This window comes from Rhodopirellula sp. UH5, assembly GCF_056839225.1.
The window spans coordinates 4,991,268-5,007,110 of sequence record NZ_CM166390.1 but is presented as its reverse complement, the minus strand read 5'-3'; the positions used below and the strand labels follow the sequence as shown (position 1 = coordinate 5,007,110).

Sequence of the window (15,843 nt, the reverse complement as noted above, 5' to 3'; positions counted from 1 at the left end):
TGGAAATCGCCAGCGATCGAGGTTTTCAAGGCGTTGCTGTGATTTCTGTCAACGCGAGCTTGGCAGATCCATCGAAATCACGATTTTCAAGGCTTGGAAACGTGGTTCATTCGAAAGTTAACAAAACGTCGAAGAACGTTCCATCGATCGTGAACTCGCCATCATTCGGCAAACCTCTCCAGCGATCCGCGAAGAACGCCAGATCTCCCGATTCGAATCCTTGATCGATCCCTTCCACCTGGCCGCTAGTGTGTTGCAAACTGGCAATCGTGTCGGAATCAAAGTCCACGCCCGCTAGCAGACGATCGTCCAATTCAGGTGTGAATGCAAACCACCCCAAATTCGAGTTGTATTCCCACTGGAGGCCCGTATGCCGAACGGCGATCAAATGCTCGCTGTTCTTCCCGTTCGGCGGAGAAGACGCAAATCGGACGAACACATTCTCTCGGCTGTGCATAACGTAGCCCGTGCCCACTGCGTTGTCCTGCACGCCAATCCCAAAATGGATCGGGCCTAGGTCAACTCGCTCGGTCGGGTGTGGAACCGTCAAGATTTCAAAAAATGTTCCTTCGATCGTAAACTCGCCATCATTGGGCAGCCCCCTCCAACGATCTGCGAAGAACGCCAGATCTCCCGATTCGAATCCTTGATCGATCCCTTCCACCTGGCCGCTAGTGTGTTGCAAACTGGCAATCGTGTCGGAATCAAAGTCCACACCCGCCAGCAGGCGATCGTCCGACGCGGGTGTGAACGTAAACCAACCCAAATTGGAGTTGTATTCCCAATGAGTGCCTGTGTATCGAACAGCGATCAAATGCTCGCCGTTGTTTCCGTTCGGCGGAGAAGACGCAAACCGTGTGAACACATTCTCTCGGCTGTGCATGATGTAGCCGGTCCCCGACGTATTGTCCTGGACACCAATCCCAAAATGGAGCGGGCCAAGATCGACTCGCTCAGTCATGGTATTCGAGTCAACATTTACGATAAAAGTCTCGGTGGTCGCTCCAAGGTCGCCGTCGTCGAGCATAACGAAAATCGTGAAGTTACCTTCGTTGACATAGGTGTGGGTTAGCTCGAACGTCCGCGTGATTGGATCGATTGTCAACGGTTCATCGGTGGACGAATCACCAAAGTTGACGGTGCCAGTCCATGTATCATTGCCCGGGTCCGCGAAATGGAAACTGCGGCTAAAGACGGTCCCCAATGTCAATGTCTCATCTGGGCCTGCCTCGAACGTCGGTACAACATTCGCAACCACAAGCTCAAATGTCGTCTCAGTTACCAGTACTCCATCGTTTGCAGTGATCTTTACCGTTTGAGATTCGGTTGGACCGTTGGTCGCTTGGTAGGACCATGACCACGTTCCGTCGGGTTGGCCAGTGACCGCTCCTATCGACGCGGACAGAGTGATAGCGTCTCGAAGATCAACGTCCCAGAAATCACCTGTTTGATTTGCTAGTGACCCTTCCATCACCGTGGTCTCATCGCTGTCGATAGAGAGCCCAGGTGGATCATTGACACCCGCCACGTGAATGGAAACTGTTGCAGTCGAGAACGCACCTAGAGTGTCCATGATTTGATACTCGAAAGTTACATCAGTGCTTTCACCTACCTTTAGCCAGTCCAATGATCCTTCAGGATCGAAATGGACAATGCCACTGCCTAGATCCGTCACTCGCCCAAATTCAGCGGGGTTTGGCAGACTCTCCGCAATGAGAGATGTCGACGAGATCTCCAGATTCCCATCGTCGTCAAAGTCGCCCCCATTGCCGTTGTCGGCTAGCAAATCGATGGTGAGAGGCGAGTCCTGCGTTGTGGTGACCGTGTCGTCCATTGCGATCGGCATATAATTAATTGTGACCGTGTGGATCCCATGATCGCTGTCCGCACTGATGATCTCAGCCGTCTCCGAAAACGAATCACCGGCGACGTGGACTAAGTACTGGCTTGCGTTGCCATTCAATGTGAGAGGGATCCCAGTCGTCGATGCGGACAGGGACTCTGCGGTTTGGTCCAACAACCACTGACCATTGGGCTTTGGGGTCCAGTCTTGGTTGAAGAAGGCAGCTTCCTCTTCCGAGCGCCAGTGGTCGCCTTCCCAGACGCCCCAGGGCGTGAAGAGGCTGGCGGCTTCATTGCTGGCCAGGAGCTGATAGAAGTCTCGCGTGAAGTCGGCTTGAGTTTGCTCGTCGATGAACAAGGCGTCCACGTCGAACTCGGTGATTTGGAAGTCGCGGCCCAAGCTTTCGTAACGGTCGAACTCAGCCAGGATACGGTCGATGGCAGGCAGGCGTTCTGACACAAAATGGCCTTGAAAGCCAATCGTGTCGTAGTCGGCGCGGCCGCTGGCGGACTGGGCGTCAAGAAACGTTAACAGGCTGAAGAAATCGTCACTCCGACCATTGTCCGGGTTGGAAAGAATGTCAAACTCGTTGATGATCAGTTCCGTGTCGGGATGAATTACCGACCGGGCGGCGTCCATGACATCGAGCATGAACTCATCGCCCACGATGTCCCAAATGTCGTCGCTGAAGATCGGATGGTTGATGACATCCCACCAGGTTACCAACGGCTCGTCGCTGCCGTCTCGTGTGCCCGCAAACGCGGACGCGGGACCGGTTGAGATGTGCGTGAGCACTTCGTTCTCGAGCCAAGCCTTGGCGGCGACAGAGCCCTCTGCGGTTTCTACCTGCTCGTAGTTTGTGAGCAAATCAGCGGGGGCAGGAAAGCGATCCAGCTCACCCCAGACAAGAGCATGCCCATGGTAGGAGGCATCGCGATCCACGACCCACTGCAAGAAATCAGTCGGTAGCTGCGAGTCCTCTTCCCACGGTCCCCACTGAGCTTCGCCACCATCGGTCAACGTGTCAAAGTACGTTTCGATGATCGCCCGATAGCGAGCCGAGTCGGCGGTCATGGAAATGGGATCCGCTGACAGCACTACATGAGAGGGCGAGACTGCCATCCCCATAGGAAGAGACAATGCCTGCGGCGTGATCGTGACAACAGCCCCTTCAACAGGATTGCCGGCGGCGTCCTGGATGAGGATTTGGACCGGATGCGATCGTTGCGTTTGTTCGTCGACCTTGGCCTGGGATCGCCAAGCGGCGTCCGCGTCGCGTCCCTCGTAACTGAAGATCGTTCGCGGGAGGCTGTTCATCTCCGTCGAGCCCGGCATTTTAAGCAAGCTGAAGCCTGCCAATTCAACAGATTGCTGCTGGTACCCCAAGCGGATGTCGAGACCACGGGTAGCGGTTGCGTTGTTGTTGAAGTCGGCGACGACTGGCCACAGCAACGGAGTCCATTCATCCTCGACTTCCCAGGTTTGCTCATTGCCGTGGTAGCTGTTGTGTTCCTGAAGACGCATCCCCACGGTCACCGGAGAACCATCGAGGTTGGCACTGCGGGCCCAAAGGCTGACGAACAACTTGTCACCGTCGACGACCGCAGTTGATGGCAGCGTATGCGAGAAGGCGACGTCCCAAGGGTTTGCGAAGGAGTTGACATCGACGTGGATCGCGTTGTTGCCCGGCGCTGCGTCCACGAATGGAAGGCTGGGATCGGTCTCCTCGAATTCGACCACCGCGTTCGGCGAGTTCACGTCGTAGTAAGAAAAGGCGGACAACAGGATGGGATCGACGGGAAGCAGTTCCGTTCCGCCTAGGGCCTCTCCACCAATGGTTCCGATCACCTGCCGAGTGAATTCGCTGCCAAGTTGGTAGGCAGGATCTGCGACCAATCGAATCACCACGGTTTCGGTCGGTTCAGGCACACCGTCCTTGGTGGCGACCAGTTCGATTTCCGCGGATCGCTGTCCCGCTGGGATGATGACGGTTCCAGTCTGGGCCGGGTAATCCGCACCGTTTGTCGCGGTGCCTCCGAGTGTGTATGCCACCGAAAGATCTCGGCCCAGGTCATCGTTTCGCATCACACGAAAACGCATCGTCGGGTCGGTGGAGAAGACTTCATTGGTCTGGGATGCCTCGGCATGCAGACTGACTTGGGGAACAATCAGACGCAGGAACTCGTTGCCGATCAATTGCGGTCCATTGGCTGGTTCGTCCGGACGTGTCCAGGCGACGGAAAGGTGATTGCTTGCACCAGGATCGTCATGAGCTTGCAACGTCTCGATGTAATAGTCTTGACCGGCGACCAAGTGGATCGAGACGGAGGCGCCAGCGCTGGCGTCAGTGAAACCTTCCTGTGATGTGGCTGTCACAACCGACGTGATCAATCGGGAGGTGTCGGAGGTGACTCCTTGGGACAACCACAGTTCGGCCTCGTCGCTGGCGGCGAGATGAAAAGTGTATTGCCCGCTGACAGGCGGCGAAACGATCCCGCGTATTCGAACGGCTCGCTCATCGGGAAGTCCCGAGTAACTGAAGCTGCTCAGATCTGAAGCAGTGGTGGGCGTGTTGGCAATGAACGCGGCGTGAGATCGAAGGTCGGCAATGGAAGTGAGCGGTGGGGCAGGGGAGTCGGTTTCAAAGGTTTCAGCCAACACACCGCCACGAAGCTGTGCCGCAGGAAGTTGCGGCGTGAGCTGGTTGCTGGCCAACGCGGTTTTGAATGACGATCCGGTTTCACTGCCGACACGAATTTTCGAAACGCCCGCTCCGGCGATGTAGGCAACTTTGATCGCAACGCTTTGCCCGGCGGTCAGAGGGACCGTCGCGGATTGTTCCCCGTTGCTAGCCGTGAAGAGCAGTTGATCGTCGAGGTAAAAGTTGGCGGTGTCGTTCTCCCCGACCTCGGCAAAGAAAGTGTGGTCGGCGGACTGCGTTGGATTGAAATTGCCCTGCCAACGAATCGAGAAGGGTGCCGAACCGATATTCAAATTCGGATCAGGAGAACCGACTCCAAAGTCGAAGTCGACGGTGGGATCCGTTCGCACGCTGACCGAAGGCCCGGCAAAAGTCGTGTTGTCGTAGATCTCAGCGGTGAGTCCCTCATTCGCTCGGTCGACGATGGACGGCGAATTTGCAACGACCTCGATCGGAGCGGTTTGCAGGACGATCGCCGGGCCGACGTGAGGCACGGCTCGCACCTCAACGAAGGTGGTGGCTGGATCGATGAAATAGGCGTGCAGTCGTGTCAGCGGTTGTGAGAGGTCGCTCTCGATCTTCGTCACCCGCCCGTCGCCCCAATCGATCTCAAGGTGATCGATGGTCGTAAGATCGAGGTCGCTGATGGACTGAATCGTCAGTTCCGCAATGTTGCGTGACCGGACTTGGGCCGGCAACGAAATCGTGGCGGTTGGCGCCGGCTCGCTCTGCAAAGATTGAGAGACGGGGCCAAGATCTTCTTCGTTGACAAAGTTAATGACCCAGAGCGCATCGATGGCCGAGACCCTGCCATCTTGGTTGACATCGTGCCGAGACTCGATTGCGACCTTCTCGGCGCCAGACCCGGCGTGATCCGCTTGTAGAACATTGATGACCTGCAACGCGTCCAGTGCCGTGACCGTGCCATCGCGATTGACATCAAAATGACTGAACGTGTCGCCGCCGGGAGACGCGGTGAGCAGTCGACGATCCTCGAGCGATTCGAAGATTGCCTTGCGAAGCCGACGTGAGGAGGAAGTTCGCTTCAGGCGATGGGATCGTCGGTGAGAAAACAGCATTTCGAGGGCATCGGGAACAGAGAGCTCGTGGTCGTCGGATGACGATCGCCACAATAACCCGATCGAGGGGACCGCTCAAGTTGTTCTGGTTTTATCGAGACAGCGCCAATGAAGTGTAATAGGAGTGGGTATTTCACAACCCGACGCGTCACGGCTCGTTGATTGAGTCGTCAACGACGTTTCAACGCATGTTGGATGGGCACTCTTGCCCGTCAGAGTGGTGGATGTCGGCCAAGAGTGGCCAACCTACAACAAAATCGACAAGCCGGTCAGCGAGGGAATCGACGCAACTCCACCCCTCGCTGACGCTTCGGGTTATGGTTTTTGTAGCTGGATTCAACAGAGTTCAGGGATCACAGCGAAAACCGAATTCTGGCGAATCCGGCTACCTGGAGAGATCAGGTTGCAGGGGCGCGTTGACCCAAACGATCACTCGACGAAATCAGGTCGCTTCAATTGCGAAGAAAGTCCGGCGACCAATCCAAAACCAAAGAGCACCCAGAAGGCATAATCGTACGACCAAAAGACGGTGGCGATCTCGAATAGGTACGCGATGGTGAGCGTTGCGACGGCGATGAAGTACCGTTGATCGAGTGGGAAGAAGTAGGTGCTGGCTCGACGGGAGAGTTGGAATGCGGTTGACGACGCCATGAAAAACAAGCCTGTGAACAAGGCCAATCCAACCCAGCCAAAACGCAACCCATTGTTCAAGAATGCGTTGTCTACGATCCCGAGACGTTTTCGCACCTGCGGATCAGTCGGCAATCCAGGCAGGTTCTCAGGTGGGAATCCTGTGCTGTCGATTGTCCCATAACCCAACGGGCCTCCTTGAATCAAAATCGGGACGTAGACCTGCAAGTTGACCAAACGGTTGCGAGTTCCCGTGTAGACAACAGATTCTTCTTGTTCGTCGACCACCAATACCGCTGCCCTCTTTCGGTCATTGGAATCCGTTTCGAGGAGGCGGACAAATCCGTCCCAATCACTGGCAATCCAAGCCGTAGAAACGACCAAAAGTGCAAGCACTGCCCATGCGGCGGGGCGATAAAGCCAGGCAACCGCGAGGCAAGTCGCTAAGACCAGTGTGACGACAGGACCACGCGAGATTGAAGAAGCCACGCCCAGAAGAAGTAAGACGAGAAGGACGGGACCGAGCCATTGATTCCACTTCCCAAGTTTTGGAAACCAATCGATTCCCCTCTGAGTCAGCAACACTGCAAAGGGGACCAGCGTGAGCAGCACGTTGCTCAGGAAGATTGCGTGGCGGGTGGGTCCGCAAGCTCGATAAGCGATCCCGTAACGCAATTGGCCACTGAACGTAACGAGGTCGTCTCGTGACACGAAGACCGTTTCCCAAAGGTTGATGCCGGTCCAGGCTTCTGCCAGGCAGAGCACTGAGACAAGTGCGCCCACGATCGCAAACACAGGTGCTAGCTTTGGCAGAGAATCGCGATGCAGGAATGCGTAGCGTCCCGCCGCGTAAGGCAGCATCCATTGCCCATAGGCTTGTGCTGCAAACGCGAGTGTCTGGCCATCGTGATAGACATCGACCATAACGTGCCAGATCGTGATCGCTCCGATCAAGTAATCGAGCGGCCCCAACAAACGAAAGATCTCGTGCCACGAGTGCGTGCAATAGACCACGAGAAGCACGATCGCAGTCGCCATGGTGACGTTGATCCGAGTGTCCAGCACGACGATTTCAAACCACGTCCCGGCAAGCAGCGAGGCAGCCATCCCAGCCCCTAATGCGGAATGCTTGCCGTGCTTCCAACCGAACCATCCTGCGAAACCGAGTGACACCGCCAGCATGATCCAGAAAGAGATTTCGGGGGTGAGCATGTGCAGGGGAAGGTCGAAAGGAGGAGATAAGCCAAGTCGATGAGCGGAACGTTCCGTTGAGTTTAGTCAACCACACAACCATGTGTCGTTGTGGAACCCGGGAGGCGTTGCGACGCACATCCGGCAATGAATCGTTTGCGAGGTTCACCCATCTGCCGGAGCGGCACGGAAGCAGCTTGATCCGGCCTACGAGAGAAAGACGGGACGACGATTCAAGCTGGCTTCAGGACTGAACCTCAAACGACTCTGCCAAGCAGGCAAACTTTGCCGACTGTCGGGCTCAATCCGATTTTAAAGCTCGCACGATGGGGGGATTGGTATTCGACCGTCTTTTCTCGACTTCTCCGCTCGCAATTCGCTTGACTTTCCGAAAACACCGGTAGCGATCCCCATCTACGGGCCTCGAACGAGCCACGGTGCAAGTATGAAAATGAAACGAAAACTTTTAGCGACCATGCTGCTGCTGGTCCCGTTCGGCGGTTGTGCATCGCTGGACGACTGCTGCTACGAACACACTCAATCGGCTCGGGCGATGGTCCAGTACGTCAAGTGTGGAAACCCCGATTCGTCCTGCTACCCGCACGACTACAAACTGGGCTGGATCGACGGCTTCTACGAAGTCTCCACGGGCGGAAGCACTTGCCCACCGGCCGTCGCCCCGGCTCGCTACTGGAAGCCTGGCCAGATCCTCAAGGATTGTGACAACAAACGTCACGCCTACTACAGCGGATGGCAGGACGGTGCGGCTCGTGCTGAGCAGTTCCCCGATACACACACCATTCGTATTTTCGAAACTTGCGAATGCCCGTTCCCGCGTTGCGAAGAACCCTGTGCCGATGGCACCTGTGTTCCTTGTGGCATGCCAACGATGGGGATGCCGGTTTCAGACGAGATGATTGAAATGGCCCCGGTTCCCATGCCGACTGCCGAAACGACGGACATCGAGAAATCCTTCAGCGATTTGCAAGCAGCCGCTGCAAAGAAGAATGCGGCAACCAACTTGGAAGTCGGCGTGCTTCCAAACATCGCCGAAGATGGCAACAAACCGTCTTCGACCGAAGTATCGGCCGGTTCCGTGACTCGCCCATCAGCTCCTGCGAGCGAGCCAGAACTCGTTGCGAGAAAGAACGTTCGATCGATCGAGGCCAAACCTGCTTCGGCTCGAACAACGATCGTCCGCATGGCGGAGCCGATTGCCCAAAGTTTGAAGGCAACCACGGAACTGAACGACGCCAGCGGCAACGCCATCGCCTTGCCCGCCGGCTTCTTTGAAATGATCGAAACCGAACCGGTTGTCAAACTCGCCGAATAGTCGAGTTCCCGTTTTTGCAACACTCATCACACATACATTCCTTGCATTGCGAAGGGACTCAGCAATGACTCGCTCAAAAGAATCGATTCTGAAAAGCGTGGCACAGACCGCATGCGGATTGCTTGCACTGGCTGCGATCAGCACCACTGGCTGTCACCAACACTTGGTTTCATCAGCCGCTCACGCGGTTCCCGCACACCGGCTCGATCCGGAACTGTTTGCTTGCTCACGTGAAGATCTGGGCCCATTGCCTTATGCAACGCTTGGGCAACCGAAACCAGCCGCCCACCGGATTGCAGCTGGCGACACGCTCAGCGTCTATGTCTTCGGGGTGTTCCCACCCAACGAAGACGAGACCCCCGTTCAACAACGGACCCAGGCTGTCAACCAGCGTTACTACCCACCACGCGGCAGTGTCGTTGCACCAACCACTGGCCTTCCCATTCAGGTTGACGCCGACGGCAGCATCACGCTTCCGATCATCGGCCGGCTGGATGTCAATGGCCTGACGATGAACGAAGCAATCGAGCGAGTCACCAATCGTTTGATTGAAGAAGAAGTCGTCCAAGAAGGCAAGGAACGGGTCACGGTGGATCTGCTGATCCCACGTGTGAAACGCGTCGTGGTGCTTCGCGAAGACACGCCAAGCACTGCGGTCGCCTTGGTTTCGCCTCAAGCGGTTGATGAAATCCATCGTGGCTCCGGCGAAGTGATTGACTTGCCGATCTATGAAAACGACGTGTTGCACGCCCTGGCCTCGACGGGCGGATTGCCCGGCACAGACGCGGCTCGTGAACTGTACGTGATCCGTGCCAGTGCAGGACTCAACAACAGCTTCATCAGCGGTGGACAGCTGCAGAGCATCGTCTCCGGTGGCGAAGGTGGGCAGTGCAATGCGGGTGTCATTCGCATCCCGCTCGCTGGATGCCCTTGCGACAGCCTTCCGTTCACGCAAGAAGATGTGATCTTGGAAGAGGGTGACGTGGTCTTCATCCCACGTCGCAACGAATACTTCATCTCGGGAGGGTTGCTTCCTGGCGGACGAGTGCCATTGCCTCGTGACCAAGACGTCGATGTGATCGAAGCGATTGCTCTGGCCAGCGGATCGGCGGGTGGTCCTCTTGGACGTGACGGAAGTGTCCTGGCAAATGGAACCCCTGGCTATCTTCGCGAACCCAGCCGAGTTTTGATTCTTCGCACTCTGCCCGATGGTCGTCAAATGACCATCCGTTGCGACCTCGATCGTGCGATGAAAGACTCGAAAGAACGCATTCGAATCCTTCCCGATGACGTTGTGATGTTGCAACAAAAACCAGGCGGAGCGTTCTTCAACGGATTCCTGAACTACTTCAGTGGCGATTCGATCTTGGTTGCCTTCACCAGAGAATAGAATTCGGCTGACCAGCAAAACCAAAGGCCGCGAACAACATGTTTGTTCGCGGCCTTTTTCGTTGGTTCACATAAATTGCTCGATGTTAGGTTCGAAGCAGTAGGCAGGAACGATTGGGTTGAATTCGGTGCGCCGCTTGGGCGTTGCCCTGGACCGCGAAATGTTTGCTATTGACGTTCCGATAGCGAATGCAATTTTTCTTCCGGCTTCTGTCTTTCGTCATCCCGGTAGGGATTTCAGATGGTAGCCGGGGGTTGCTGCGTAGCAGCGTACCCCCGGAAAACGAGCTCCCATCAAACTCTCCCTCCCGCCGTGGCCATTGGCCACGGCGGGAGGGAGAGTGGCGGCGTGGGGGGCGTATCCATCGGTGGCGCGATCGCTTACCGATGGCTACCATCTGACGTCCCTACCGGGATGAAAACTTGCGCAAACGAATACGCTCCACAACACCAAACATTTCGCGGTCCAGCGTTGCCCCCGGTTGTGCGTGGAAACCGTGGCTAACGCCAAACGGCTCACATACCCGATGACAACTGCGTACCTACTTGGCATCCACCCACGGATGCAATTGGGGACAACCGTTCTACTTTGATTTTGGCTGGCCGTTGGCAGAAATGGTGGCGGCTTTCGGTGCAGCCTGACGGGTTGCTGACGATGTCGGTCGGGTGTAGTCACTCTTGTAGTAACCGTAGTAGCCGCCATCGGAGTCAAACTTCTTCCCGGCACCAAAGGCGTTGAGCATGCAACCGAGCATCTCCCCACCAGAACTGTCGATCCGGCGGAGCGTGTTGACCACTTCATCGCGGCGAACATTGGCGACTTTGACCACCAGAATGCCACCGTCCAAACGGGGCATCACCACCACTGGATCCGAGACAGCCAGGACAGGCGGCAAGTCAACCAGAACGAGGTCGTAGTCTTCTTTCACGACTGCCAGAACTTCGTCGAGTCGTTGCGACTGCAACAATTCCGCTGGTGTGTGACTGGACGAACCGGAGGTCATCACAAACACGTTGTCAGCTTCGGTTGCTTTGATCGCCTCGGAGATCTCAAGACGGTCTTCAAGGACATCGCACAGACCATCTTCTTTGCCGAGGCTGAAGTAGCGATGAGCACTGGGACGGCGAAGGTCGGCATCGATGACCAACACCTTCAATCCAACCTGAGAAAACGAGACCGCAAAATTGGAAACCACGGTCGACTTCCCATCACCCTGCATGGGGCTGGTGAAACCAATCGTGCGTACGCTTCCGCTTCGAATATCGGGCAGCAAAACAGTGCGTCCCAACCGGAAAGCTTCGGCGTCAGGCGAAAGCTCGGTGGCAATCAGGCCCTTGATGCCTTGGTTGATCGAGTTCAGCTTGCCAACTCGACCGAGACTCGGCAATCCAATGGCATCATCCAGTTCAGCAGCCGATCGGAATCGTCCATCACGAACGTCATTGGCAACCGCCAGGAACAATCCCGAAAACAGTCCCAACATCAATCCACCCAAGCCGCACAAGGGCAGCTTTGGCCAAGACTTTTCACCCGTTCGCGGAACAGCCAGGAACTCATACAGATACCCTGTCAATCCACTGGCGGTATCCAACGCTCGCAGTTGTTGAACAACGCCTTCAAACAACGCCTCTTGTCGGCCGATCTTCTTTTGCAAGATCATGTCCGTGAGTTCGTACTCAATCAGTTCTTTGGCTTTTGTCTCTGCGTCAGCCGCCAGATACGTCAGTTCCTTGCGACGTTCGGAAAGTGCCGCCAGGTCATGCTGAAGAAAACCGACATAGGCTTTCAACAATCCCTCAGGTGTGAGGGGACTATCACCAAACATCTCCGCGGGACTGGTGAGATCCTTTTGGTCCTGCAAGAACTCTTTGACCAGCGTGATCTCACTTTCGAGCTCCTGCACCTTGGGATGGCCGGGACCAAACACCGAAGTCAAGCGTTGCTTCTCACTATTGAGTTTCAAAAGGTGAGTGATCTGCGTTCGAGCTTCTTCCATTTTGGCTGGCATTGCTGCTTTGAATTCAGCGGTGTTGGCTGAGTTCATTTGCAGGCCGGCAAAGACCCCGAGACGCTCCAAACTGTCGCTGTCGATCAATGCCAACTTGTCGAGTTGATCGATCGGGTCGGTCGACTCATCCATTTCCTGCAAGGTCTGGTCGACACGCGTCAAACGTGTTTTGACCGTTGATTCTTGGATGTCGAGGTCGAGCAGCTCGTCTTGCAATCGGCGGTAGCGATCTTGATAGATATTGCTGCTGCCTTCTCCCTGAAAGAACAGCGGCGCTTCTTGGCGAGCTTTCAAGTGCTCTTGTTCAGCAGCGATCAAATCGGTTTCGACCTCCGTCTTGGCCTTGTTCACCATCTCGTTGGCGCGGCCCATCACCTGTTCAACTTGATCGATGATGAATTGCTCATAGCGTTTCATCACAGCGGTCAAAATCAACTTGGCGTCATCCGGATCCGTGTGAGTGAATGTGATGTTCAGACTGCGAGCCGTTTTCGCTGAACCATCGCCACCCTTGACGATAGAAAGCTGATCAATGACATAGTCGATCCCATCCGTTTCCTCATCCAAATGAGTTTCAATCGACGGCAAATCCAACAACTCATTTTGCTCGAGAGCCTCACCCACAATCATGCGGCTTTGAATCAATTCCATGTGGTTTGCGAGGATGTCCTCGTCCACCATGTCAGTGCCGGTGCTGTTGCCACCCAAACCAGCGCTCTTCTGGTTGATCAAAACCTTGGCGTTGGACTCGTACCAGACCTGCGCGTTCAGAGCATACGCCACACCGGCAGCCAGTCCCGCGATCGACAGAAAGGCGATCAACCAGCGTTGCCGACTCAAAATCTGCAGGACATCCAGCGTTTCTTCCCCGTCAGATGACGCACTGGAGGGGCCGCGGGCGGGAAGTCGGTTGGTCGGTTTGGCAGACTCAGCCATAGATACTTTCTCGAGATCGATCGATTGTGGACCGCAGGGCATGAAGGAATCCCCCTACCGTGACAAACCGATGTTCACTTGCGCCTCCGATATCGTCAAGCGAAAAAGCAGTTTTGCCCTCTTTTCCGGTGCGATGCGTGGTCATTATGACCTCATTCGCTCTCGGGTAGTCGTGCAATCCGGACGATCCGCTCAAATGGCTGGGTGTGGCTACCGGCGTTCATCGACGGTCCACAAAGCGTTTCGATTTCCCCTCGGAGCGTGGTAGCGATCCAGCCGGAACCGAAGTGATCTCGACTCGCAAAGCCAGACGATCGCGGAACGCATCTGTCAATTCCCTCATTTGTCCCAAACTGCCAGGCTGAGACTCATTCGAGTCCGGAGATTCAATTTCAATGGAAAGTTGGTCCAAATGATCCTGCCGGGTCGCGATCATTCGAAATTCGGCTTCGGGCACCACCTGGCGAACAATCGCTTCGATGCTGGCGGGAAAAACGTTGACGCCACGAATGACCAACATGTCATCCGCTCGTCCGATCACGCCACCATCCAACTTGACAAACTGACAAGGCAAACCGTGCTCCCAAACTGGACGCACAATGTCACCGGTTCGATAACGTATCGCTGGTCCGCCATGGCGTCCCAAGTTCGTCATCACCAATTCAGATGCCTCGCCTGATTCTGCTACGCGCCCGGGTTGACCATCTTCGTCGAGCACAAAGAACTCAGCGATGAACTCGGACTCGATGACATGCAGGCCGCGGTCTTCAGCGCTCGGAAATCCCCAGGCTCCGAGCTCGCTCGCTCCCGCATGATCGATCACTCGGGCTCCCCAGGGTTCCTCAATCGCACGCCGAATCTCCGGGACGCTTCCGCCAGGTTCCCCCGCGACAATCAAGCGTGAAACGCTGCTGCCTTTCAGATCGATTCCGTGTTCGTTCGCAACCGAAACCAAATGCAACGCGTAGGTGGGCGTGCAACACACGACGGTGCACTCGCGATCCAGCATCATCTGCAAACGGGCCGAAGAAGACAAACCGCCGCCGGGAACCACCAAGCAACCTCGTTCGACCAGCGCATCGTTGGCAGACCAAAAGCCAATGAAGGGGCCAAACGAAAACGCCATCATGACGGTGTCGGCTGGGCGGACGTCGCCGGCATCCAAAACGTACTGCCAACATTCCAGCCACCAACGCCAATCCTCGGGAGTGTCGTAAATGGGCATCGGCCAACCGCGAGAACCGCTGGTCTGGTGGGCTCGTGAATACGCCTGTCGCGGCTGAGTGAAAAGTTTGGACGGTTCTTCCCGAGAGTTGCCGAGCAAATCTGACTTGGTCAGAAACGGCAACGACTGGAACGTTTCCCAATCACTCAAATCAGGAGCAATCTGAAGAGCCTCGCGATAAAGCGGATGCTCAGATTCTTTCAGGCGTTGCCAAACGACTTGCAGCCGATCCCATTGATGCCGTCGGAGGCTGGCACGGTCCAGCGAACAGAATTCAGATCGAGAAGGTTGCATGAAGATGTTCGTCGGGTCACGGCAGCGTTCCGGCTGCAAACGGGGGGAGAAAACAACACATTCAAAACCGCAGCCAAGTGCCCAGCATAGCAAGGTCGTGCATCAAGATAGATGACGGTAGACTGGACGCTGAGAGAAGCGACCGGGATCGCATCCTCGACCAAACGCGAGACGGGCAACACCGGTTGATGACGTTTTGACTCCAATCTCCGCTGCCTCGCGTCGCACCCCTCCAAAATCATTCAACGCCTTCCCTGTCACGGCATGCCTCCATCCATGGACGAAAAGATCGAGCCCGTGCTTGCGGTGATCGGGCATCCGGTGGCAGGCAATCCGACGCAGTTCGCACTCGAAAGTGCGTTTGAGCAAGCCAACGTGGATTGCCGCGTCCTGTCGTTTGACCTGAGCCCACAGCAACTGCCCGTTGCTGTGAACGGCATGCACGCAATGAGTTTCCGAGGCGTCTGGATCGACTCCAGTTGTCGCGGCCAGATGTCGGAGGACTCCAACACCGCAAGCAATCTGGGCATCACAGGGATGGCCCCATTGTTGCCTGCCGAAGCACTGCGAAGCACGCCCGAATCCAAACCGGGACAGGCTCCCCCATCGCATTGGCAAGCGATCTCGGTCCGAGAACAAACCTGGACGCAATTGATTCGAGACCAGCTGGAATTCGGTGGTTTTTCGGTTCAGCAAGTGCTCGTGATCAGTTCCGACACCGCCGCTCGCAAACAGCTCGCGCAAAGACTGGTGACAGAGAATCAACTCGCCGCGAAGGCGTCGATGCAAACCGGGTCATCCGAAAAAGCAATCGCTGCCAAAGACACGGATCCGGATTGTCCGCCAGCCAATGATTCGCCCGCAGAGACCACACTCGATCGCGTCGTGATGGTCAGCTCTCCCGAGGAAATCACGACGACCTCGCTGGCAAATGTTTGGTTGGCCGTGGATGGCCCCGCATCGGAAATCATCGATGCATTCCGCAGCTCGACGACGCCGCCAGGCACAGTGTTGGTCGATCTCAACGAAAACTGGGACGCCAACGACATCAGCGAATGGGAACGCTGCAAAATGGACGCGGGCAGCAACTGCATCACTCGCTGGGACATCCACGCCGCCTGCTTGGCGAAGGTGGTCCCCCTTTGGCTGGGCACCGAAGTTCGCGTCGATGTGCTTCGCGAAGCCATGGAAGAGTACCTTTCCGTTTGAAGGT

7 protein-coding genes are annotated in these 15,843 nt (G+C 56.0%); 3 read left to right on the top strand and 4 right to left on the bottom strand.

Annotation, left to right across the window (positions count from 1 at the left end; all coding sequences use genetic code 11):
- Positions 1-106 precede the first annotated feature (106 nt).
- Both UH5x_RS17680 and UH5x_RS17675 read right to left on the bottom strand, forming a co-directional pair.
- On the bottom strand, positions 107-5,623 hold the full coding sequence (locus tag UH5x_RS17680; RefSeq protein ID WP_482633191.1) for a PA14 domain-containing protein: 5,517 nt from the start codon (positions 5,621-5,623) through the stop codon (positions 107-109).
- 429 nt (positions 5,624-6,052) lie between these two features.
- The gene (locus UH5x_RS17675; protein WP_482633190.1) at positions 6,053-7,465 is read right to left on the bottom strand and encodes an O-antigen ligase family protein; all 1,413 of its coding nucleotides are present in this window, start codon (positions 7,463-7,465) and stop codon (positions 6,053-6,055) included.
- Between the two features lie 430 nt (positions 7,466-7,895).
- On the opposite strand from UH5x_RS17675, the gene UH5x_RS17670 reads away from it, so the two are divergent.
- Both UH5x_RS17670 and UH5x_RS17665 read left to right on the top strand, forming a co-directional pair.
- Positions 7,896-8,777 carry a hypothetical protein gene (locus UH5x_RS17670; protein WP_482633189.1) on the top strand — a complete coding sequence of 294 codons (882 nt, stop codon included), beginning with the start codon at positions 7,896-7,898 and terminating at the stop codon, positions 8,775-8,777.
- A 64-nt stretch (positions 8,778-8,841) separates the two neighbouring features.
- Entirely contained in the window at positions 8,842-10,167 is a 1,326-nt protein-coding gene (locus UH5x_RS17665) for a polysaccharide biosynthesis/export family protein (RefSeq protein ID WP_482633188.1), read from the top strand.
- A 583-nt stretch (positions 10,168-10,750) separates the two neighbouring features.
- Here the strand turns inward: UH5x_RS17665 and UH5x_RS17660 are convergent.
- Both UH5x_RS17660 and UH5x_RS17655 read right to left on the bottom strand, forming a co-directional pair.
- Entirely contained in the window at positions 10,751-13,111 is a 2,361-nt protein-coding gene (locus UH5x_RS17660) for a polysaccharide biosynthesis tyrosine autokinase (RefSeq protein WP_482633187.1), read from the bottom strand.
- Between the two features lie 220 nt (positions 13,112-13,331).
- Positions 13,332-14,630, bottom strand: coding sequence for a phenylacetate--CoA ligase (locus tag UH5x_RS17655; protein WP_482633186.1), 1,299 nt, complete (start codon positions 14,628-14,630; stop codon positions 13,332-13,334).
- A gap of 264 nt (positions 14,631-14,894) precedes the next feature.
- On the opposite strand from UH5x_RS17655, the gene UH5x_RS17650 reads away from it, so the two are divergent.
- Positions 14,895-15,839 carry a shikimate dehydrogenase gene (locus UH5x_RS17650; RefSeq protein ID WP_482633185.1) on the top strand — a complete coding sequence of 315 codons (945 nt, stop codon included), beginning with the start codon at positions 14,895-14,897 and terminating at the stop codon, positions 15,837-15,839.
- Positions 15,840-15,843 lie beyond the last annotated feature (4 nt).

Bases quoted from the DNA above. Each gene is read 5' to 3' on its own strand.
- UH5x_RS17680 (WP_482633191.1), bottom strand. From the start codon at position 5,623: ATGCTGTTTTCTCACCGACGATCCCATCGCCTGAAGCGAACTTCCTCC.
- UH5x_RS17675 (WP_482633190.1), bottom strand. From the start codon at position 7,465: ATGCTCACCCCCGAAATCTCTTTCTGGATCATGCTGGCGGTGTCACTC.
- UH5x_RS17670 (WP_482633189.1), top strand. From the start codon at position 7,896: ATGAAACGAAAACTTTTAGCGACCATGCTGCTGCTGGTCCCGTTCGGC.
- UH5x_RS17665 (WP_482633188.1), top strand. From the start codon at position 8,842: ATGACTCGCTCAAAAGAATCGATTCTGAAAAGCGTGGCACAGACCGCA.
- UH5x_RS17660 (WP_482633187.1), bottom strand. From the start codon at position 13,111: ATGGCTGAGTCTGCCAAACCGACCAACCGACTTCCCGCCCGCGGCCCC.
- UH5x_RS17655 (WP_482633186.1), bottom strand. From the start codon at position 14,630: ATGCAACCTTCTCGATCTGAATTCTGTTCGCTGGACCGTGCCAGCCTC.
- UH5x_RS17650 (WP_482633185.1), top strand. From the start codon at position 14,895: ATGCCTCCATCCATGGACGAAAAGATCGAGCCCGTGCTTGCGGTGATC.